We start from the raw sequence: 21,650 nt of genomic DNA on the forward strand, positions 1-21,650 counted from the left end.
GGCGTCTCCTTCGGTCAGAAGGCTGCGTTGAAGACGAGACCCGCCAGCACGGCCCCGATCAGCGGGCCCACCACCGGGACCCAGGCGTAACCCCAGTCCGAGGTCCCCTTGTTGGGGATGGGCAGCAGAGCGTGGGCGAGGCGGGGCCCCAGGTCGCGCGCCGGGTTGATGGCATAGCCGGTGGGCCCGCCCAGGGAGAGGCCGATGCCGACCACCAGGAACGCGACGAGCAGGACGGAGATGCCCGAGCCGAGGACCATGGTGCCGCCGCCGTCGGCGACCGGGCCGATCCCGATGCCGTCGACCTTGCCGAACGCGAGCAGCGGCAGCACCAGCGCGGCTGTCGCGATGATCTCGGTGACGAGGTTGGCCACCGGATTCCGGATCTCCGGAACGGTGGAGAAGACCCCGAGCGTGGGAAGGGCGTTCTTCTCGTCCGCGTTGGCGGCGAACTGCGCGTAGTACAGCGCCCAGGCCAGCACCGCGCCGATCACGGCGCCGATCAGCTGCCCGAGGATGTAGAGCGGCACCTTGTCCCAGTCGCCGGTGTCCACGGCGACGCCCACGGTCACCGCCGGATTGAGATGGGCTCCGGACAGCGGGGCCGCGGTGTAGGCGCCGGCCATCACGCCGAAGCCCCAGCCGAAGGCGATGACGATCCACCCCGACGCCTTGGCCTTGGAGTGGTTCAGCGTGACGGCGGCGCAGACGCCCGCCCCGAAGAGAATCAGTATCGCGGTGCCGATGACCTCACCGGTGAAGATGTCCCCATTGCTCATGTCGGCTCCTAGGACCTCGCCCGGGGCGGGTGGCCCCGGTCCTCCGTGCTGGGTCGTTTCGAGCGTGCGGGTGCATCGGAATCGCCCATGGGGGGTGAACGTCACAAGAGCCTGCGTGCGGCGACGCCGACTGACACCGCAGAAGTGTTCACCGGTGGTCAGGGGGCGTCAAGGTGATGGACGGCAACGGTGTTCGTGACAACCGTAAGGACGTTGCCCTGGCACCGGCGCACGCTCGGGCACCGCTCAGCGGACCGCGACGACCGACGAGCCATGCCCGAACAGCCCCTGGTTCACGGTGATTCCGGCGCTCGCCCCCGCCACCTGCCGCTCGCCCGCCTGCCCGCGCAACTGCTGGGTGAGCTCGCATACTTGGGCGATGGCCTGCGCCGGAACCGCCTCCCCGAAGGAGGCCAGCCCCCCGCTCGGATTGACCGGAATCCGCCCGCCCAGCGCCGTCGCCCCCTCGCGCAGCAGCTTCGCGCCCTCCCCGGGCCCGCACAGCCCGAGGTCCTCGTACCACTCCAGCTCCAGGGCGGTGGACAGGTCGTACACCTCGGCCAACGACAGATCCTCCGGCCCCAGCCCCGCCTCCTCGTACGCCGCGCGGGCGATGGAGGGCCGGAACGGATCGGACGCGGCGGAGCCCGGCGGGGCCGAGTCGGTGGCGATGTCCGGCAGATCCAGCGCGGTGCGCGGATGGCTGGGGGAGACGGATGAGACCGCGCGGATCCGCACCGGGCGGCTCATCCCGAGCCGCCGCGCCGTCTCCATGCTGCCGAGCACCAGCGCCGCCGCCCCGTCGGAGGTCGCGCAGATGTCCAGCAGCCGCAGCGGATCGGCGACCACCGGGGACGCGGCGACCTCCTCGGCGGTGACGGGGGAGCGGTAGCGGGCGTACGGATTGGCGGCGCCGGCGGCCGCGTTCTTCACCTTCACCCGCGCGAAGTCCTCCGCCGTGTCGCCGTACATCGCCATCCGGCGGCGGGCCCAGAGCGCGAAATAGGCGGGGTTGGTGGCGCCCAGCACCCGGAAGCGCAGCCAGTCCGGATCGTCCGGCCGCTCACCGCCCGCCGGGGCGAAGAAGCCCTTGGGTGCCGCGTCGGAGCCCACCACCAAAACCGTGTCCGCCATACCGGACAGGATCTGGGCGCGGGCGGTGTCGATGGCCCGCGCGCCGGACGCACAGGCCGCGTACACGCTGGTGACGCGGGCGCCCTGCCAGCCCAGCGCCCGGGCGAAGGTCGCGCCCGCGACCTGCCCGGGATAGCCGCAGCGCACGGTGTTGGCACCCACCACGGACTGGATCGCGGACCACTCGAGCCCGGCGTCCACGAGCGCGGCCCGCGCCGCCTTCGTGCCGTACTCCACGAAGCTGCGGCCCCATTTCCCCCACGGGTGCATCCCGGCGCCGAGCACCGCCACCTCACCGGTCATGACGCCTCCTCAGGGACGGGCCGCCAGTGCCAGGTGGTGAGGGTGTGCCCGCCCTCCTCGCCGAGCACCCCGGGCACCACCTCGACCTCCATCCCGACGGCCAGATCGGCCACGGTCACCCCGGGGGCGCCCTGACCCAGCACCACCATCCGCTCGGCGGCCAGCTCCACGGCGATCAGGGTGTACGGCCGCCACTCGCCCTCGGGGCCGGACGGGTAGGGGGCGGGCGGCCGGTAGCGGCCGTCGGTGTAGGACCACACCCGGCCGCGCCGGGACAGCGGCACCTCCGCCAGTTCGGTGCCCACGCAGCCCGGGGCCCGGCAGAAGACGTCCTCCCGCGGGAAGTACACCGCCCCGCAGCCCCGGCAGCACGTCCCCAGCAGCCGGAACTCCCCGCCCTCGGAGCTGAACCACCCGTCGACCACGGGCACACGCGTGGGGGACACGGCCCCTCCCGATACCTGGAAACTGACGATGTGTCAGAAGTGTGGCACGGGGACCGTAGCGCGCGTAACCCCGGTACAGTGACCGCGATCACGGTCCTGATCAGCCGAAGGGCGAGGGGAGCGGTCGGTGGCGGAGACACAGACGCAAGCCCGGGCCACGACGCGGACCGGCACGGCCGTCCGACTCGAGGCCGTCACCAAGGACTTCGGGACGGTGCGCGCGGTGGACGCCGTCGACCTCACCGTCCACGAGGGCGAGTTCTTCACCCTGCTCGGCCCCTCCGGCTCGGGGAAGACCACTTTGCTGCGCCTGGTCGCGGGGTTCGAACAGCCCACCGGCGGCCGTATCGAACTCGCCGGAGACGACGTCACCGCGACCCCGCCCAACCGCCGCGATGTGCACACCGTCTTCCAGGACTACGCGCTCTTCCCGCAGATGAGCGTCGAGCAGAACGTGGCCTACGCCCTGACCGTGCGCGGCGTCCGCAAGGCCGAGCGGCTCGCCCGCGCCCGCGAGGCGCTGACCACCGTACGGCTGGACGGCTTCGCCTCCCGCCGCCCCGCCGAGCTCTCCGGCGGCCAGCGCCAGCGCGTCGCCCTCGCCCGCGCCCTCGTCGACCGGCCCGCCGTGCTGCTGCTCGACGAACCGCTCGGCGCGCTCGACCTGGCGCTCCGGCAGGAGATGCAGACCGAGCTCAAGGAACTGCAGCGCACCACCGGCATCACCTTCCTCCTTGTCACCCATGACCAGGACGAGGCGCTGACCATGAGCGACCGCATCGCCGTGGTCCGCGACGGCCGCATCGAACAGACCGGTCCGCCGGTCGAGGTGTACGAAAGCCCCGCCACCGCCTTCGTCGCGGGCTTCGTCGGCACCACCAACCTGCTGCGCGGTGAGGCCGCGGTCCGCGTGGTGGGCCGCCCCGGCACCTACTCCATCCGGCCCGAGCGGATCCTGCTCACCGACCCCGCCGAACCATCCGCCCGGCAGTCCGCCGCGGCGTCCGCCGAGGGCCGCCGGACCGTCACGGGGCGCATCACCGATATCGTGCACGCCGGGGCGCACACCCGCTTCACCATCGTGCTTCCGCACGGCGACCGGCTCACCGTGCTCCGCCAGAACCTCACCGGACTCCCCGAATCCGCCCGCCCGGACGGCGAGATCGGGCTCTCCTGGGACGAGCGGGACGCCTTCCCCGTACCGAGTTGACCTTGTCATTGCCGACGGCACCCTGGCGGGGGCATACCGCCCGCCTGATACTGGCCGAGCCTCAAGTGCCAAGCGGGACGAGGAGGACCGGATGCGGAAACGGAAGATGTCTGCGTGGAGGTCCGCGGCCGCCATCTGCGCGCTGCTGCTGACCGCCGCCGGATGCGGTTCCGGAAACGACGACGACAAGGGCGGCCAGGCGCCCGACAAGCTCGGTAAGGGCGAAGGCAAGGTCAACATCATCGCCTGGGCCGGCTACGCCGAGGACGGCTCCAACGACCCGAAGGTCGACTGGGTCCACCCGTTCGAGAAGAAGACCGGCTGCCAGGTGAACACCAAGACGGCCGGGACCTCCGACGAGATGGTCTCGCTGATGAAGACCGGGCAGTACGACACGGTCTCCGCCTCCGGCGACGCCACCCTGCGCCTCATCGCCGCCGGCGACGCGGCCCCCGTCAACACCAAGCTGGTCCCGAACTACAAGGACATCTTCCCGGCCCTCAAACAGCAGCCGTTCAACTCCAAGGACGGCCGGATGTACGGCATTCCGCACGGCCGGGGCGCCAACCTCCTCATGTACCGCACCGACAAGGTCACCTCCGCGCCCGACTCCTGGCGCGCCGTCTTCGACGACGCCGCGCGGTACGACGGCCATGTCACCGCCTACGACTCGCCCATCTACATCGCCGACGCCGCGCTCTATCTGATGCACGCCAAGCCCTCGCTCGGCATCAAGAACCCCTACGCGCTCGACCAGAAGCAACTCGACGCCGCCGTCGCCCTGCTGAAGAAGCAGCACAAGGCGGTGGGGGAGTACTGGAGCGACTACCAGAAGGAGATCACCGCCTTCAAGGGCGGCGACAGCGTCATCGGCACCACCTGGCAGGTCATCGCCAACCTCACCAAGGCCGAGAAGGCTCCCGTCAAGGCGGTGCTCCCCAAGGAGGGCGCCACCGGCTGGTCCGACACCTGGATGGTCTCCGCCAAGGCCGAGCACCCCAACTGCGCCTACAAGTGGCTCGACTGGATCGTCTCGCCCAAGGTCAACGCCCAGGTCGCCGAGTACTTCGGCGAGGCTCCGTCCAACCGTAAGGCGTGCGCCGAGACCTCCGCCCCCGACCACTGCGCGATCTTCCACGCGGACGACGAGAAGTACTTCCAGCGCGTCCACTTCTGGACCACGCCCATCAAACAGTGCCTTGACGGCCGTGAGGACGCCGACTGCACCGACTACGCCCAGTGGACCAGGGCCTGGACGGAGGTCAAGGGCTGAGATGCCCGCCGCGCCCACCCCAGGCTCGCGGCTGCGGCTGACCGCGCTCCTCGCCCCGCCCCTGCTCTGGCTGACCCTGGCCTATCTGGGCTCGCTCGCCATCCTGCTGCTGTCGGCCTTCTGGGCCACCGACTCCTTCACCTCCGATGTCGTCCACACCTGGAACACCGACAACTTCCACGAACTGCTGACCACACCCGTCTACCGCACCATCGCCCTGCGCACCCTGTCCATCGCGGCCGCCGTCACCGTCGTCGACGCGCTCCTCGCCCTGCCCATGGCCTTCTTCATGGCGCGGGTCGCGGGGCGCGGCTGGCGGCGGCCGCTGCTGGTCGCCGTGCTCACCCCACTGTGGGCCGGCTATCTGGTCAAGGCGTACGCCTGGCGGGTCATGCTCGGCGAGGACGGCGTGGTGGGCGCCGCCCTCGCCCCGTTCGGGCTGCACGGACCCGGCTACGGCACCACCGCCGTCGTCATCGTGCTCGCCTACCTCTGGCTGCCCTACATGATCCTGCCGGTGTACGCGGCCCTCGAACGGCTCCCCGAGCGGATGCTGGAAGCCTCCGCCGACCTCGGCGCCGGCGCCTGGCGCACCCTGCGCTCCGTCGTCCTGCCCGCCGTACGCCCCGCCGTGCTCGCCGGATCCGTCTTCACCTTCTCGCTCAGCCTGGGCGACTACCTCACCGTGCAGATCGTCGGCGGCAAGACCCAGTTGCTGGGCAATGTCATCGCCTCGCAGGTCACCCTGGACCTGCCGATGGCCGCCGCGCTCTCCGCCGTACCCGTGGTCCTCATCGTCTGCTATCTGGCCGCCGTACGCCGTGCGGGCGCCCTCGACTCGCTCTAGTCGCTCCAGTCGCTCCAGGAGGTGGACACATGCGCATCTCGCGCACTGCCCGCGTGGTCCTCGGCTGTGTCACCGCGGCCGGCCTCGCGATCGTCTACGTCCCGCTGCTGCTGGTGCTGCTCAACTCCTTCAACACCGACCGCTCCTTCGGCTGGCCGCCCAGCGGCCTCACCGGCCGCTGGTGGCGGGCCGCCCTGCACAGCGAGGGCGCCCGCCAGGCCCTGCTCACCTCGCTCAAGGCCGGAGTCGCCGCCACCGCGATCGCCCTGGTGCTCGGCACCCTGGCCGCGTACGCCGTCCACCGCCACCGCTTCTTCGGACGGCGGACCGTGTCCTTCCTGCTCGTCCTGCCGATCGCGCTGCCCGGCATCGTCAGCGGCATCGCCCTCAACGCCGCCTTCCGTACCGTCCTCGACCCGATCGGCATCGGCTTCGGCCTGTTCACCGTGGTCGTCGGGCACGCCACCTTCTGCGTCGTCATCGTCTTCAACAACATCGGCGCCCGGCTGCGCCGTATCGCGCCCTCCCTGGCCGAGGCGTCCGCGGACCTCGGAGCGCGCCCCTGGCAGACGTTCCGGTACGTCACCTTCCCCGCCATGCGCTCGGCGCTCTTCGCGGGCGGGCTGCTGGCCTTCGCGCTCTCCTTCGACGAGATCGTCGTCACGACCTTCACCGCCGGGCCCGGCACCCGCACCCTGCCCATCTGGATCTACGAGAACCTGGCCCGCCCCCACCAGGCCCCCGTCGTCAACGTCGTCGCCGCGCTCCTCATCCTGGCGTCCGTGGTACCCGTCTACATCGCCCAGCGGCTGTCCTCGGACACCGCGGGAGGACGGCTGTGAGGCTCAGCCGGTCAGCGAGCGGCGCGAGACCGGAAAGTCGAAGTAGGTGTCCGGAAACAGCTCCGGCTTGTACGTGTAGTGCCACCACTCCTCGGCCAGATTGACGAAACCGAGCTTCTCCAACGTCCCCTTGAGCAGCAGCCGGTTGGCCCGCTGCACGCCCTTGATCCGCGGATCGAGCGTATGCGAGAGCGTGTCGAAGCAGTCGTACCCGGTCCCCATGTCCACCGAGTTGTCCGGGAAGCGGTCCTTCTTGGCCGCGTAGCACGGCACCAGCTTCTCGCCCGGCACATAGGGCCGGGTGGGCAGCGCGGGCAGCCGCACGATCGTCAGGTCCATGGTGCTGCCCCGGCTGTGCCCTGACTTCTCGGCGATATAGCCGTCCTCGAACAGCCGGGTCTTGTCGACCTCCGGATAGAACTCGCCCTTCATCCGCTGGTCGCCCAGGTCCTTGGCCCATTCCACGAAGTCGTTCACCGCGCGCTGCGGCCGATAGCAGTCGTACACCTTCAACGTATAGCCGCGCTTCAGGAGTTGCCGCTGCGCCCGGTGCAGCGCCACGGCGGCCGGGCGGGTCAGGACGCACATCGGCCGGCGGTAGCCGTCCACCGGATCACCGGTGAAGTTATGCGGCGTGAAGTAGCGGATCTCCTGCAGGATCGTCGGATCGACGTCGCTGAGGGCCACGAATTCCTTCGGAGCCTTCGGCTCCGGCTTCGCCTGCGCCGGGGCGGACGGAGCGACGGCCAGCAGAGCGGCAACGGGCAGGGCGAGCGCACGCAGCGCGACGGCGAGTCTTGGCATGCCCATCACTTATCCCGCCCATCAGAACCGGAAACAAGCCACCGCCCACAACTCCCCAGCCCTGCCTCCGTCATGAGCAACTCAGGTTGACTAAGTCCATGAGTCAACTACAGTTGCTTGCATGTCCGCCGCCAAGAATCCCCTTCCTCAAGAGCCCGCTGACAGCCTGGCGGCTGTCGTGGCGTTGCGGCGCCTCGCCGATCAACTGGAGGACGCCGCCGTCGAGCAGGCCATGCGAGCGGGCTGGAGCTGGCCGCAGGTCTCCGAGGCACTCGGTGTCACCCGCCAAGCCGTCCACAAGAAGCACGCCAAGCGGCTCATCGCCGCCGGAGTCAAGCTGAGGAGGCGCGGCGATGAGCGCGTTTGACAAGTACCTGCACGCGGTCATCGTGCGGGCGACGCACGAAGCCCACGAGGACGGGGCGGCGACGATCGACGCGCACCATCTCCTCTTGTCGCTCGCCGCCGATCAGGGGTCCACCGCACAACGGGTCCTGGCCTCGGCCGGGCTCGATCACGCTGCTGTCCGCGAGGCGCTGGACCGAGAGTTCGAGCACAGCCTGAGCCTGATCGGAGTGTCTTTGGCCACCTATGACCTCCCCAGGCCGAGCCACACTTCCCGGCAGCCCAAGTTGGGTGCGTCCGCCAGACTCGCACTGGAGCGGAGCTTCGCCTCCGCCCGCAAGAAGGACCTGGGGTCGGCGCATCTGCTGCTCGGGATCCTGCAGGCCCACATCGGCACCGTGCCACGGGCTCTCGCCCTGGCCGGTATCGATCAGGCCGAACTGGCGGGCCGCGTACGGCAGGCGCTCAACAGCCAGGATCAGTGACCACCGGAAACAGCTGATACGGCCACTTCCCCCTCGATGAATCACGCCGTGGGGAGGGGCCGGGTGGCCATCTACGGGTCACACACGACAAGGAGAACCCCATGCACCAACACACCGCTGATACGGACACCGGCCGACCAGGCACCGAATCAGCCGGGCCTGGAGCCATATCCGAGTCCGCGCCGGCCTCGAGCGCCGAGGGCTACGAGGCGATCCGGCGATTACTTCAGCAAGCGGTGATTCAAGGCGGCCTTCCCGGCATTCTCGCTGAGGTCCGCGATGGCGACCGGCAGTGGTTCGGGACCGCAGGAGTGGCCGACACCCGAACCGGCCGCGAGCGCGCACAGCAGGACCGGTTCCGCATCGGCAGCATCAGCAAGACGTTCGTGGCCACCGTCGTGCTGCAACTGGCGGCCGAAGGCAGGCTGAGCCTGGATGACACCGCAGAACAGTGGCTGCCCGGCGCGGTCCACGGCCACCACCACGACGGTGCCCGCGTGAACATCAGAATGCTGCTCAACCACACCAGCGGGATATTCAACTACACCGATGACCAGGAAGCGCTGAACCGTTCCCAGACACGCACCCCCGAGTCACTGGTGCGGATCGCCGTATCCCATCCGCCCACGTTCACACCGGGTTCGGGATGGGCGTACTCCAACACCAACTACGTCCTCGCAGGCATGATCATCGAACGGGCCACCGGCCGCGCGCTTGCCGAGGAGATCACAGAGCGGATCTCCCGCCCACTTGGCCTGACGGGGACGTACCTGCCGCACGGCAGCGACCCGACGATCCACGGGCCACACTCCCGGCATTACACGAAGCTGTTCCAGACCGACCCCGGCGCGCCGGTCCACGACGCGACCGAGCTCGATGCATCCCTGTTCTGGGCGGCCGGCGGCATGATCTCCACCGCCGGTGACCTCAACCGGTTCTTCGGCGCCCTGCTGGGGGGCCGGATACTGCCACCGGACCAGCAACGCGACATGTTCACCACCGTGCCCACCCGCGGCTGGATTTCCCAGGCCGCCTACGGCCTCGGCGTTTCCTCGGTGGGCCTGCCCTGCGGGGAAACGGTCTGGGGCATGGGGGGTGCGCTCTTCGGATCGTGGTCCTACACCTACGGCGCTCGCGGTGGCGAACAGATGGTCGCCGCCAACGTCAACGGCGACTGGTGCGATGGCGGTTGGGACGACCCCATCGGTATCTTCACCGATCTCCTCCAGGCGAAGTTCTGCCGCCGGAGCGGTACCTGAACACCGGAGTCTCGGTCCCCCCGCCGACCACCCTCCGCCCGCTTTCGGCCGGGCAGGCGCCCGGCCCGTGCGGGGGCCCGCAGGGGCGGCCCCGTTGGGCTCGGGGGAGCCCACCCGCCGGGACGGCGCGGCGGAGGGGCCGGCCGCCGTCCGGGACGGTGTACGCAGCAGAGGCCGGCCACATCGCAGTCAGCCCGCAAGGGGCCCGCGCCGCCCCCACCACACCGCCGCAGGGCGACCCGCGACCGCGCGCCCCCTCAACTCGTGCGACGCGGCGGCTTGCCCTCCTCCGGCGGTGCCTCACCCCGTATCGTTACCGGGTATCCCACCTCGCCACCGCCCTCCCGCTCGATCGTCAGCGCACCGTCCCGCAGCCGGGTGGCGAACCGCAGCAGCTCCGGCTTCTCCCAGCCGTCGCCGGTCTCCACGGCCAGCGTGCCCGCCCCCGCGCCCTTACGGCCCTGACACGGTGTCCACACCTCCAGCTCCACCCCGCCGTCCGCCCCCGCCACCGGAACCACCGAACCGGCCCGGGCCAGCACCGGGATGCCCGACAGCGGGGCGTCCAGCACCACCTGGCCCGGGCCGTCGTACGCCCGGCCGGTCACCGTGTCGTACCAGCGGCCGCGCGGCAGCCGTACCGGCCGCCGGCGGGCGCCCTCCTCCAGTACCGGTGCCACCAGCAGCGCGTCGCCCAGCAGAAAGGCGTCCTCGCAGTCGCGCAGCGCGCGGTCCTTGGGTGTCCGCCACCACACGGGGCGGACGTACGGGGCGCCGGTGCGCGCGGCCAGCTGTGCCAGTGTCGTGAAGTAGGGCATCAGCCGCTGCCGTTCGCGCAGTGCCGCCGCCGCGTGCTCCAGCACCTCCGAGCCGAACTCCCACGGCTCCCGCCGCCCCGCCGAGATCGCCGAATGGGTGCGGAACAGCGGCAGATACGCGCCCAGCTGGAACCAGCGCAGATACAGCTCCGGCGATGGAAAGCCGGTGAAGCCGCCGATGTCGGGCCCCGAATACGGCACCCCGGACAGGCCCAGCCCGATCACCAGCGACAGCGAGGCCCGCAGCCCCGCCCAGCCCGTGGCCACGTCGCCGGACCAGCTGCCCCCGTACCGCTGCAGTCCCGCCCACCCCGAGCGCGAGAAGAGGAACGGCCGTTCGTCGGGGCGCAGCTCGCACAGCCCCTCGTAGCCGGACCGCGCCATCGCCAGCGCGTAGACGTTGTGCGCCTCGCGGTGGTCGCCGCCCCGGCCCTCCAGGGCGTGCCGGGCCGAGCGCGGCAGGGTGGTCTCCCCGAAGGCGGCGAACGACACCGGCTCGTTCATGTCGTGCCACACCCCGGAGAAGCCCTGCGCCAGCCGCTCCGCGTACAGCCCGCCCCACCACTTGCGCACCCGCGGATCGGTGAAGTCGGGGAACACCGATTCACCCGGCCACACCACTCCGCGCACCTCACGGCCCCGGGTGTCGCGCACGAAGACGTCCTCCGCCACTCCGCTCGTGTACACCGCGTTGCCCGGCTCCGCCTTCACCGCCGGGTCGACGATCGACACCAGCCGCACCCCGTCCTCGAGCAGCTCGGCGGCGAGCCCCGGCAGATCGGGAAAGCGCGCGCCGTCCACCGTGAACACCCGGTGGCCGACGAAGTGGTCGATGTCCAGATGCAGCGCGGACAGCGGCAGATCCCGCTCCCGGTAGCCCGCCACCACCCGCCGGACCTCCTCCGCGTCGCGGAACCCCCAGCGCGCGTGGTGATGGCCGAGCGCCCACCGCGGCGGGACGGCCGGGGCGCCCGTCAACGCCGTCCAGCCGTGCAGCACCCGCGCCGGGGTGCCCACGATCACCCAGTAGCGCAGCGGGCCGCCCTCCATCCGCGTCCGGCAGCCGCCGGGCCGGTCGTGGCCCGAGCCCGCGCCCTCCTCGCCCTCCCGCAGGGTGACCGTGCCGTCCCAGGAGTTGTCGTGAAACACCAGATGGGTGCCCGCGTCGGCCACCACCAGCTGCACCGGCATGGTCAGATACAGCGGATCGTCCCCGGGCTCGAAGCTGCCGCCCGGATCGGTGTTCCACAGCCGGTACACCCCACCCCGCAGCCGCGGCCCCGACGCCCGTCCGCCGAGCCCGAAGAACCGTGCGTCCGCCGCCACTTCGGACCGCTGCAGCCAGCGCGCGCCCACCCCGCCCACCCCCGCCCCCGGCTCCGCGGGCCCCGGCGCCCCGGCCGGCTCCCACCAGCGCGGCGGCAGATCCCGCCGCAGCACCACCCCGCCCGGGGTGCGCACCTCCACCGTGCCGGTCCGCGACACGATCACCGTGACCCGCTCGGACACCACCCGCCAGCCGCCCCCGGTGTCCGGCTCCAGCTCCGCCCGCTCGTCCGCCTCCGGACACGGCCCGTCCAGCGCGTACGAAGGCTCCGGCTCGGCCCCGTCCCAGCCGCAGAACACCGCGCCCCCGGTGGTCACCCGCACCCGCAGCGAGGACCTGGCGAACCGCACCACCCCGCCACCCGGCTCCGGATCCGCCCCCTCCACCTCACCCGGCACCCGGGCCAGCTCGGTGCCCCTGCGGGGCAGCCCGACCGCGTCGGAACGCCGACGCCGCCAGGCCGAGCGCAGTGACCGCAGCCCCTGCGCCGTGCAGATCACCTTCACCGACCGCACCAGCTTTTCCGACCGCACCAGGTCACGCGCATCCATACTGATCAGCCTGCCATTGCCGACGCCCGGCAGGGATATGGTTCAACTGCCGTTCACCTGTGCTCCTCCCACATGATCCCGCCCTGTGATGTGGAGTGGCGCCCCTGGTGTCGGAGTCGATCACATGGCATCGTCCTGACCGGACGCATACGAGGCGGATGCACCACCCACGGACACATCCGACGCGGACAGCCCGGGAGCCGACAGCCATGACCACCGCAGCTCACTTTGACCATCGGCCACAGCCCCTGTGGCAGCCCGGCGCGGACCGGATCGCCCGGTCCCGGCTGACCGCCTTCCACGCCTGGGCGGCCGAGCGTCACGGCGCGCCCGCCCCCACCAAGGACGACCCGACGGCGGGCTACGCCGCGCTGCACCGCTGGTCCGTGGAGGAGCTGGAGACCTTCTGGCAGGCGGTCGCCGAATGGTTCGAGGTGCGCTTCACCACCCCGTACGAACGGGTGCTCGCCGACGCCACCATGCCCGGCGCCCGCTGGTTCCCCGGCGCCACCCTCAACTACGCCGAGCACGCCCTGCGCGCCGCCGAGGACCCCGCCCGCGCCGACGAGCCCGCGCTGCTCCACGTCGACGAGACCAATGACCCGCGCCCGGTCAGCTGGGCCGAACTGCGCGGCCAGGTCGGCGCCGTCGCCGCCGAACTGCGCCGCCTCGGCGTCCGCCCGGGCGACCGGGTCAGCGGCTATGTCCCCAACATCCCCCAGGCCACTGTCGCCCTCCTGGCCACCGCCGCCGTCGGCGCCGTATGGACCTCCTGCGCCCCCGACTTCGGCGCCCGCAGCGTCCTGGACCGCTTCCAGCAGGTCGAACCGGTGGTGCTCTTCACCATCGACGGCTACCGCTACGGCGGAAAGACCCACGACCGCACCGCGACCGTGACCGAGCTCCGCGCCGAGCTGCCCGGCCTGCGCGCCGTCGTCCACATCCCGCTGCTGGACACCCCCGCCCCCGAGGGCGCGCTGGTCTGGGACGACATCGTGCGCGAACCGGCGGAGCCGGTCTTCGAGCCGCTGCCCTTCGACCACCCCCTGTGGGTGCTCTACTCTTCCGGCACCACCGGCCTGCCCAAGGCGATCGTCCAGTCCCAGGGCGGCATCCTGCTCGAACACCTCAAGCAGCTCGGCCTCCACTGCGACCTCGGCCCCGGCGACCGCTTCTTCTGGTACACCTCCACCGGCTGGATGATGTGGAACTTCCTGGTGTCCGGGCTGCTGGTCGGCGCCACCGTGGTCCTCTACGACGGCAGCCCCGGCCATCCGGACACCGCCGCCCAGTGGCGCGTCGCCGAGCGCACCGGGACCACCCTCTACGGCACCTCCGCCGCGTACGTCATGGCCTGTCGCAAGGCCGATGTCCACCCGGGCCGCGACTTCGACCTCTCCCGGGTGAAATGTGTCGCCACCACCGGCTCCCCGCTGCCGCCCGACGGCTTCCGGTGGATCCACGACGAGGTGGCCGAGGACATGTGGATCGCCTCCGTCAGCGGCGGCACCGATGTGTGCAGCTGCTTCGCGGGCGCCGTGCCCACCCTCCCCGTCTACATCGGCGAGCTGCAGGCCCCCGGACTCGGCACCGACCTGCAGGCCTGGGACCCACAGGGCGAACCGGTGGTCGACGAGGTCGGCGAGCTCATCGTGGCCCGCCCCATGCCGTCGATGCCGGTCCGCTTCTGGAACGACCCCGACGGCAGCCGCTACCGCGACAGCTACTTCGAGATGTTCCCCGGCGCGTGGCGCCACGGCGACTGGATCACCCTGACCTCCCGCGGCACCGTGGTCATCCACGGCCGCTCCGACTCCACCCTCAACCGGCAGGGCGTCCGGATGGGCTCCGCCGACATCTACGAGGCCGTCGAACGGCTCCCGGAGATCCGCGAATCCCTCGTCATCGGCGTCGAACAACCCGACGGCGGCTACTGGATGCCACTCTTCGTCCATCTCGCCCCCGGCGCCACGCTGGACGAGGAGCTCCTGGCCCGCATCAAGACCACCATCCGCACCCAGCTCTCCCCACGCCACGTCCCGGACGAGATCATCGAGGTTCCCGGCGTCCCCCACACCCTGACCGGCAAACGCATCGAGGTCCCGGTCAAGCGCCTCCTCCAAGGCACCTCCCTGGACAAGGCGGTCAACCCGGGCTCGGTGGACGACGTGGAGCTCCTGCGGTACTACGAACGCCTGGCGGAGGAGAAGCGCGGCTCGGCTCCGTCGGGGGGCGCGGCTGGGGCTTGAGAGGGAGGTCGTCCGGGGCGGAGCCGCACCCCAGCCCTCCAGCCTCTCCGGGCCCTCCCAGCCCCCTCCGGACCCTCCGAACCCTCCGGACCTCCAGTCCTCTCCGGGCCCCAGCCCCGCATCCCCTCCGGACCCCCCAGTCCTCTCCGAACCCGCCCTCCAGCCTCTCCGGACCCCAGTCCTCTCCGAACCCCGGCCCCGCATCCCCTCCGGGCCTTCCAGCCCCGCCAGCTCGTCCGGACTCCCAGCCCCTCCGGCGTTTGAGGAGCGGGGTCCGGGGGCGGAGCCCCCGAAACGGGGTCTGGGGCGCAGCCCACGCGGGGCTCGGGGCAGCGCCCCGGTTCGGGAAGGGGCGGGGTGGGGAAACCCCCCGCCTACCCCCCATACGTCGCCTGCGCCTCCCCCAACACCCCCGCCAAATCCCCCGCCAAAACCCCCGCATCCCCCTCCCCCAACCCCGCCGTGGTAATCCGCACCCCCGCCCCGGCACCCAGCCGAAACCTCGCACCGGCCGCCACCCACCACCCCCGCGTCCGCAACCCGTTCACGACCGCCGCCTCGTCCCGCACCGGCACCCACACATTCATCCCGCTCGCCCCGTGCGCGGCGACCCCCCGAGCCGACAGCGCGGCCAGCAGAGCCTCACGCCGCCGGGCATAGGCGGACCGCGCCGAGGCCACCAGGCCCTGGATCTCCGGGTCGGTCATCAGCCGGGTCACCGTCTCCTGCAGCACATGGCTGACCCAGCCCGAGGTCAGCACCATCCGGCCGTCATGCCGCGCCAGCGTCGTACGGTCGCAGGCGAGCGCGCCCCACCGCAGGTCCGTCCCCAGGTGCTTGGAGACCGTGCGCACCTGCGCCCAGCGCGCCAGGCCGCCCGTGGTGAGGCTGTGCAGCGGCACTCCCGCGACGTCCGCGGCGTGGTCGTCCTCGACCACCAGCACCTCGGACGGCGCCGCGCCCAGCACCTCAAGCAGCGCCTCCCGCCGCCGCGCCGAGAACCAGCCGCCGTAAGGGTTCTGCGCGCGCGGGCTGCAGATCAGGGCACGCGCCCCGGACCGCAGTGCCGCCCGCAGCGCGTCCGGCCGGATCCCCTCGTCGTCCACGGCCACCGGCACGGTACGCAGCCCCAGCGCCGGAACGAGGTCCAGCAGATGGTGGTAGCCGGGGTCCTCCATCGCCACCGCGTCACCCGGCCTGAGCTCGACCGACAGCAGCCGGGCCACGCAGTCCAGCGCGCCATGGGCGAAGGTGAGGTGCTCAGCCGGCACCCCATCGCGCTCGTACCAGGCGCGGGTCAGGTCCTCCAGACCGGCAAGCCGGGGCTGGGCGCGGTGCGACCGGACTCCGGGGGAGAGGCGGCCGGCCGGCAGCAGCGCGGGGAGGAAGGCCGGATCGGGGTGACCGCCTGCCAGATCGCGCACCCCCTCCGGCACCGGCGGCGGGCGCCGCGAGGCGACCGCGGGCGTCGGGGCGACCACCGTGCCGCCCCTCCCGTGGGTCACCACGATCCCGCGCCGCCGCAGCTCCTTGTAGGCGGTCGCGACGGTGCCGGGGCTGACGCCCAGCCGCTCGGCGAGCCGGCGCACCGGAGGCAGTGCGGTGCCGGGCGCCAACGCCCCCTCCACCACGCCCTGTTCGACGGACGCGGCAATCCCCTTGGCCGACGCACCGGTGATCTCATATTGTGTCGCCACAGAAAATATTCTGTATCAATACAAAATCGAATGTCAAGGGGGACCAGGGTGGGCAAGCCAACGTGGCGCACCGCGCTGAGCGACCGCATCCCCGGCGGCCGGGACGGCCGGCGCATGCTGACCGTCACCTTCGTCGACCGGATCGGCTCGGGCCTGTGGGGCGCGACCGCGACGCTCTACTTCACCTACGCCGCCGGGCTCGGCACCGCCGAAATCGGCGTGCTGCTCGCCGTGTCAGGATGTGTGGGCATCGCCGGCCCACCCCTCGGCGGCCTCCTCGCCGACCGCGTCCCGCTGCGCCCGCTGCTGATCATCGTCCAACTGGTCCGCGCAGTCGCCTCACTCGCCCTCCTCACCACCACCGACCTCGGGCTCCTGCTTGCCATCACCTCGGTGGGCAGCCTCGGCGACCGCGCGGCCTCCGTACTGACCAAGCTGTACGCGACCCGCGTCGCGGGCCCTGAGCGCGTCCGCTACCAGGCCATCAGCCGCACCGCCATGAACGTGGGCTGGGCCGTCGGCGGCCTCGCGGCGGCAGCGGCACTCACCGGCGGTACGGTCACCGTCTACCGCTGGCTCCTCATCGGCGACGCGCTTTCCTTCCTCGCCTCCGCGCTGTTCACCCTCGGCTGCGCCGAACCGCCCTCGGCCGCCCGCATCGCGGCCAAGTCCACTCCCGCGTCCGGCGCCTCCGCGTCCGGCGCCTCCGCGTCCGGCGCCTCCGCGTCCGGCGCCTCCGCGTCCGGCGCCTCCGCGTCCGGCGCCTCCGCGTCCGGCGGCTCCGCGTCCGGCGCCTCCGCACCCAGCGGCTCCGAGCCCGGCGTCTCCGCACCCAGCGCACCCACGCCCGACGCCTCCGCACCCAGCGACTCCGCATCCAGCGACTCCGCATCCGCACCCGGAAAGACCGCCGCCCCCAACCCCTGGCGTGACCGCCGCTATCTCACCTACACCGCCAGCGAGGCCGTCCTCTTCCTCGACGACTCCGTCTTCAAGATCGGCCTGCCACTGTGGGCCGTGACGGCCACCAGCGCACCGCATCAACTCGTCCCCCTGCTGCTCGTCCTCAACAACGTGCTCGTGGTGCTCTTCCAGGTCCCGTTCGCCCGCTTCGGCGCCACCCCGCACACCGCACGCACCTCGCTGTGGCCGCTGGCCGGCGCGTTCCTCCTCGGCGGGGCCGCGCTGGCCGCCTCGACCGTCGGCGCGCCCTGGCTCGCGGCCGTGACACTTGTGCTGGCCGCCACCGCCTTCACCGTCGCGGAGATGCTGCACGCCACGATCTCTTGGGAGCTGTCCGTCGTCCTGGCCCCGCCCACCGCACAGGGCGCCTACCTCGGCGTGCACGGCCTGGCCCAGGCCGTCCAGCGCAGCGCGGGACCACTCGCGGTGACGGCGGCGATCGCGGCGGGCCCCCTCGGCTGGCTCGGCCTCGGCGCCGGGCTCGCCGCGATGTGCGGCGCCCAGCACCACCTGGTACGGGACCGCGGCGACGGAGCGTTGTCAGTGGCCACGGCTACGGTGAGTGAGCACTGAACATCCGCGCTGAGGGGGAGTCATGGCGCACACCGGACAGCGGAGCGAGGACTGGAGCCGCCCCGGCAGGCACCGGGGCAAGCACGGCAAGCCGAAGCCACATCCGAAGACGACGAAGCCGAAGACAGCGAAGGCGAATACGAGGACGCGGCACCGGACGAGGAGCCAGACCGCCCGCCGCGCCCTGCGCAGAGAGGTGCCCAGCACGGTGGCCCTGCTCGCCGACGAGCGGGACTTCGCGGCCATGCGGCACTACGCGTCGTTCGCCTTCGACGACCACGGTGCGTATCTACGGCAGATGGAAGGGCTGCTGAAGGCACTCGCGGCCAAGGGCGTCCACACCACCGTCGCCCTGTTCGACCCCGTCGCCTACGAGGAGTTCTGCGCGGACACCCGGCTCGACCCGGACACCCCCGCGAGCCGCACTCGCTATACGGCGGAGCTGGCCGCCGCGGGCGGCACCGTCACCTATGAGGGCCAGCCGATCGACCGCCTGGTCCCACGCCTCATCGGTGTGGCCGACGAGCAGGCCACCTGGGAGTACGCCACGGCGCTGCTCTCCCGCGCCGGCCACCGCGGGGAGTGCCGCGACGACACCACCGCCCGCGCCGCGTTCGACCGCGCCGGGGCCGCCTTGCGCAAGGTCGTCGAGGCGGCCGGGCCAGGCGTCCACCATCTGGTCTGCAGTGTCCCTGCGGACGGCACCTCGCTGGTCGCCGTGCTTCACGCCGACGCCAGGGAAGCGGGCCCGCCGAAGCTGCCCGAGCCTTCGGGGCTGGTCTTCCGCACCGTCCTGGCCTGTGGCTTCGCCCTGCGCAGCCCCGGCGGCCTGGTGCTGCGCACCATCGTCGCGGACACCCCCGAGACCGTCCGCGGCTGGGCGCTGCACGACGGCTGGCTGCGCCCACTGAGCGAGGCGGAGGTGTTCACCGCGTACTGCACCGACGCCGAAACCGGTGAACCCATCCCTCCGGAGCACGGCGTCGAATACCGGGCGGGCATCCCGCTCGGCAGCCCGGAATGACCGAAGGCGTCCCGCCGTGTGGCGGGACGCCTTCACCGAAGCTCACCGGCTCACGGTCACGGACTCACCGGCTCATTCGCCGGACAGCACCGCCTGCGCCGCCCGGCGGGCATCCTCGGCGGTGTCCGCCGCGCGCGCCGCGGAGGCGGCCCGCTCGCACTGCGCGAGCGTGTGCTTGGCCAGCGTCGCGCGCACATACGGAATGGAGGCCGCGCCCATGGAGAGACTGGTGACCCCCAGACCGGCCAGCACACACGCCAGCAGCGGATCGGAGGCGGCCTCACCGCAGACACCACAGCTCTTGCCCTCGGCCTGCGCGGCCTCCGCCGACGCCGCCACCAGGTCGAGCAGCGCGGGCTGCCACGGATCCTGCAGCCGCGAGACCGCACCCACCTGACGGTCGGCAGCGAAGGTGTACTGCGCCAGGTCGTTGGTGCCCAGCGACAGGAACTCGACCTCCTGAAGGATCGAGCGCGCCCGCAGCGCGGCGGACGGAATCTCCACCATCGCGCCGAACTTGGCCCGCAGCCCCGCATCACGGCACGCGTCCGCGAACGCCTTGGCGTCCAGCCGGTCGGCCACCATCGGGGCCATGACCTCGAGATAGACCGGCAGCCCCTCCGACGCCTTGGCCAGCGCCGTGAGCTGCGTCCGCAGCACCTCGGGGTGGTCCAGCAGGGTACGCAGACCGCGCACACCCAGCGCCGGGTTGGGCTCATCGGCCGGGGTGAGGAAGTCCAGCGGCTTGTCCGCGCCCGCGTCCAGGACCCGCACCACCACCCGGCCCTCGGGGAACGCCTCCAGCACCTGGCGGTACGCCTCGACCTGCTTCTCCTCCGACGGCGCCTGGGTGCTGTCGTCGAGGAAGAGGAACTCGGTGCGGAACAGCCCCACACCCTCGGCGCCCGCCTCGACCGCCGCCGGCACATCGGCCGGTCCGCCGACGTTCGCCAGCAGCGGCACCTTGTGCCCGTCCGACGTCGCGCCCGGACCGGAGGAGGCGGCCAGCGCGGCCCGGCGCTCCTCGGCGGCCCGCGTCAGTTCGGCCCGCTTCTCCTCGCTCGGGGACACGAAGATCTCACCCGTGCTGCCGTCCACGGCGATCAGGGTTCCCTCGACCAGATCCCCGGCACCGGGCAGCGCGACCACGGCCGGCACCCCCAGGGCGCGGGCGAGGATCGCGCTGTGGCTCGTCGGCCCGCCCTCCTCGGTCACGAACCCCAGCACCAGCGTCGGGTCGAGCAGCGCGGTGTCGGCGGGGGCGAGGTCCCGCGCGATCAGCACATACGGCTCATCACTGTCCGGCACACCCGGCATCGGCACACCCAGCAGCCGCGCCACGATCCGGTTCCGCACATCATCGAGGTCGGCCACCCGGCCCGCCAGGTAGTCCCCGGCCCCCGCGAGCAGCGCCCGGTAGGCGGCGAAGGCGTCGTACACCGCGCGCTCGGCGGTGCTGCCCACGGCGATACGCCGCTCGACATCGGCCATCAGCTCCGGGTCCTGCGCCATCATGGCCTGCGCCTCGAGCACGGCCTGGGCCTCGCCGCCCGCCAGATTGCCGCGCGCGACCAGATCGGCCGCCACGGCCTCCACGGCCTGGCGCGCCCGCCCCTGTTCACGCGCCGCCTCATCGGCCGGAATCTGCCTCGCCGGCGGCTCCAGGACCGCCGTCCCCATATGGCGCACCTCGCCGATGGCCACCCCGTGGCTCACGCCGACGCCTCGCAGCGTTGTCTCCATGTCACCCGTCCCCGGTCGATACGGCGGAACCCCGCCATGGTGGATGTCGTACCAGCAGTGCGCGCCGCCCGGCCCCGGTCCCCACCGGCCGCCGAGCGTACGCGCGGCTCACCAGCTGAAGAGCGTGTCGCCCGGCTTCACGTCGACGTCCTGCTTGACGTCGGACAGGGCATCGGCCGTGGCCTCGAGTGCCACGATCGGACAGATCGGCGACTTGCCCGCGGCCACGGCGGTGGCCGGGTCCCAGCGCACGATCGCGTCGCCCCGCTTGACGGTGTCCCCCTTGTTGATGAGCACCTCGAAGCCCTCACCGTTCAATTGCACGGTGTCGATGCCGAGGTGGGTGAGCACACCGTGCCCCTCCCCGTCCACGACGACGAACGCGTGCGGGTGCAGAGAGACGACGATGCCGTCGACCGGAGCCACGGCCACAAAGGGCTCGAGCACCGGGTCGATCGCCGTGCCCGGACCGACCATGGCGCCGGAGAACACCGGATCGGGGACCGCTTCGAGTCCGATCACGCGGCCGGTGACCGGTGAGGTCACGCTGGTCATGGGGGCCTCCCGGGGTGAAGAATCATCACGCGCCGTCACCGTCTGTCCCGGACAGCGCACTGCCCAGAAGAGTAAGTCATAGGAACTTCGGATTCCGCACACGTGGCGCTGGCAGAGTGGACGCTCGGGCCTGGAATCGATTTGCCACGGCCGAGTGAGGCGCTGTACTGTCGTACCCCTGCCCACCGGATGAAGCACTGCGGTCATCTGCGTGTACATCCAGGTTCAGGGCAGCGCCATCAGCTACTTGATCCAAATCTCGGATCCGCTTTCGCATGCCTTGCGAAAGACACCGGTTCGGAGAGCGGGAAATGGTCTGATAGCGTGTGAAACACCGAAGGGAAGCGCCCGGAGAAACCGGTGAAACGGTTTCAAAGGAAGCGTCCGTTCCTTGAGAACTCAACAGCGTGCCAAAAGTCAACG

General features: G+C 71.8%; 18 protein-coding genes. 10 read left to right on the forward strand and 8 right to left on the reverse strand.

Features of this window, described 5'->3' with window-relative positions; all coding sequences use genetic code 11:
- Positions 1-14 precede the first annotated feature (14 nt).
- From ACFYOY_RS34625 to ACFYOY_RS34635, 3 genes are all read right to left on the reverse strand, one after another.
- Positions 15-779: an MIP/aquaporin family protein gene (locus ACFYOY_RS34625; RefSeq protein WP_351894364.1), complete on the reverse strand. Its 765-nt coding sequence runs from the start codon at positions 777-779 to the stop codon at positions 15-17.
- Between the two features lie 246 nt (positions 780-1,025).
- On the reverse strand, positions 1,026-2,216 hold the full coding sequence (locus ACFYOY_RS34630) for a lipid-transfer protein (RefSeq protein WP_351894367.1): 1,191 nt from the start codon (positions 2,214-2,216) through the stop codon (positions 1,026-1,028).
- Complete coding sequence (locus ACFYOY_RS34635) at positions 2,213-2,662, reverse strand: zinc ribbon domain-containing protein (protein WP_351894370.1); 450 nt, start codon at positions 2,660-2,662, stop codon at positions 2,213-2,215. The genes ACFYOY_RS34630 and ACFYOY_RS34635 overlap by 4 nt, the downstream gene beginning before the upstream one ends.
- A gap of 127 nt (positions 2,663-2,789) precedes the next feature.
- Here ACFYOY_RS34635 and ACFYOY_RS34640 point away from each other — a divergent pair, with 127 nt between their 5' ends.
- The 4 genes from ACFYOY_RS34640 to ACFYOY_RS34655 all read left to right on the forward strand — a co-directional run bounded on the left by ACFYOY_RS34640 (position 2,790) and on the right by ACFYOY_RS34655 (position 6,834).
- Complete coding sequence (locus ACFYOY_RS34640) at positions 2,790-3,872, forward strand: ABC transporter ATP-binding protein (RefSeq protein ID WP_351894374.1); 1,083 nt, start codon at positions 2,790-2,792, stop codon at positions 3,870-3,872.
- A 91-nt stretch (positions 3,873-3,963) separates the two neighbouring features.
- Positions 3,964-5,145: an ABC transporter substrate-binding protein gene (locus ACFYOY_RS34645; RefSeq protein ID WP_388591422.1), complete on the forward strand. Its 1,182-nt coding sequence runs from the start codon at positions 3,964-3,966 to the stop codon at positions 5,143-5,145.
- A 1-nt stretch (position 5,146) separates the two neighbouring features.
- Positions 5,147-5,992 (forward strand): ABC transporter permease, encoded by an 846-nt coding sequence (locus ACFYOY_RS34650; RefSeq protein ID WP_351894380.1) that lies wholly within the window; start codon positions 5,147-5,149, stop codon positions 5,990-5,992.
- A 29-nt stretch (positions 5,993-6,021) separates the two neighbouring features.
- Positions 6,022-6,834, forward strand: a complete 813-nt coding sequence (locus ACFYOY_RS34655; protein WP_351894383.1) for an ABC transporter permease — start codon at positions 6,022-6,024, stop codon at positions 6,832-6,834.
- A 3-nt stretch (positions 6,835-6,837) separates the two neighbouring features.
- Here the strand turns inward: ACFYOY_RS34655 and ACFYOY_RS34660 are convergent, their stop codons facing one another.
- Positions 6,838-7,638, reverse strand: a complete 801-nt coding sequence (locus ACFYOY_RS34660) for a M15 family metallopeptidase (RefSeq protein WP_351894432.1) — start codon at positions 7,636-7,638, stop codon at positions 6,838-6,840.
- A gap of 121 nt (positions 7,639-7,759) precedes the next feature.
- Between ACFYOY_RS34660 and ACFYOY_RS34665 the strand changes: the two genes are divergently transcribed.
- From ACFYOY_RS34665 to ACFYOY_RS34675, 3 genes are all read left to right on the forward strand, one after another.
- On the forward strand, positions 7,760-8,005 hold the full coding sequence (locus ACFYOY_RS34665) for a hypothetical protein (RefSeq protein WP_208521121.1): 246 nt from the start codon (positions 7,760-7,762) through the stop codon (positions 8,003-8,005).
- Entirely contained in the window at positions 7,992-8,468 is a 477-nt protein-coding gene (locus ACFYOY_RS34670; protein ID WP_388591425.1) for a Clp protease N-terminal domain-containing protein, read from the forward strand. The genes ACFYOY_RS34665 and ACFYOY_RS34670 overlap by 14 nt, the downstream gene beginning before the upstream one ends.
- 101 nt (positions 8,469-8,569) lie before the next feature.
- Positions 8,570-9,727, forward strand: coding sequence for a serine hydrolase domain-containing protein (locus ACFYOY_RS34675; RefSeq protein WP_388591427.1), 1,158 nt, complete (start codon positions 8,570-8,572; stop codon positions 9,725-9,727).
- 257 nt (positions 9,728-9,984) lie between these two features.
- Here the strand turns inward: ACFYOY_RS34675 and ACFYOY_RS34680 are convergent, their stop codons facing one another.
- Positions 9,985-12,423: a glycoside hydrolase family 31 protein gene (locus ACFYOY_RS34680; RefSeq protein ID WP_351894395.1), complete on the reverse strand. Its 2,439-nt coding sequence runs from the start codon at positions 12,421-12,423 to the stop codon at positions 9,985-9,987.
- A gap of 209 nt (positions 12,424-12,632) precedes the next feature.
- On the opposite strand from ACFYOY_RS34680, the gene ACFYOY_RS34685 reads away from it, so the two are divergent.
- Entirely contained in the window at positions 12,633-14,672 is a 2,040-nt protein-coding gene (locus ACFYOY_RS34685; RefSeq protein WP_351894398.1) for an acetoacetate--CoA ligase, read from the forward strand.
- 374 nt (positions 14,673-15,046) lie between these two features.
- On the opposite strand, the gene ACFYOY_RS34690 is transcribed toward ACFYOY_RS34685, so the two are convergent.
- Complete coding sequence (locus tag ACFYOY_RS34690; protein ID WP_351894402.1) at positions 15,047-16,369, reverse strand: aminotransferase class I/II-fold pyridoxal phosphate-dependent enzyme; 1,323 nt, start codon at positions 16,367-16,369, stop codon at positions 15,047-15,049.
- Positions 16,370-16,417: 48 nt separating this feature from the next.
- On the opposite strand from ACFYOY_RS34690, the gene ACFYOY_RS34695 reads away from it, so the two are divergent.
- Positions 16,418-17,905, forward strand: coding sequence for an MFS transporter (locus tag ACFYOY_RS34695; RefSeq protein WP_388591430.1), 1,488 nt, complete (start codon positions 16,418-16,420; stop codon positions 17,903-17,905).
- Between the two features lie 22 nt (positions 17,906-17,927).
- Entirely contained in the window at positions 17,928-18,929 is a 1,002-nt protein-coding gene (locus ACFYOY_RS34700; protein WP_351894408.1) for a hypothetical protein, read from the forward strand.
- Between the two features lie 72 nt (positions 18,930-19,001).
- On the opposite strand, the gene ptsP is transcribed toward ACFYOY_RS34700, so the two are convergent.
- Both ptsP and ACFYOY_RS34710 read right to left on the reverse strand, forming a co-directional pair.
- A complete protein-coding gene (gene ptsP, locus ACFYOY_RS34705; RefSeq protein ID WP_351894412.1) occupies positions 19,002-20,672 on the reverse strand; it encodes a phosphoenolpyruvate--protein phosphotransferase in 1,671 nt (556 codons plus the stop codon).
- A 108-nt stretch (positions 20,673-20,780) separates the two neighbouring features.
- On the reverse strand, positions 20,781-21,227 hold the full coding sequence (locus ACFYOY_RS34710) for a PTS glucose transporter subunit IIA (RefSeq protein WP_388591432.1): 447 nt from the start codon (positions 21,225-21,227) through the stop codon (positions 20,781-20,783).
- Positions 21,228-21,650 lie beyond the last annotated feature (423 nt).

The organism is Streptomyces sp. NPDC007875, from assembly GCF_042868035.1.
Classification (GTDB): Bacteria; Actinomycetota; Actinomycetes; order Streptomycetales; family Streptomycetaceae; genus Streptomyces; species Streptomyces antimycoticus.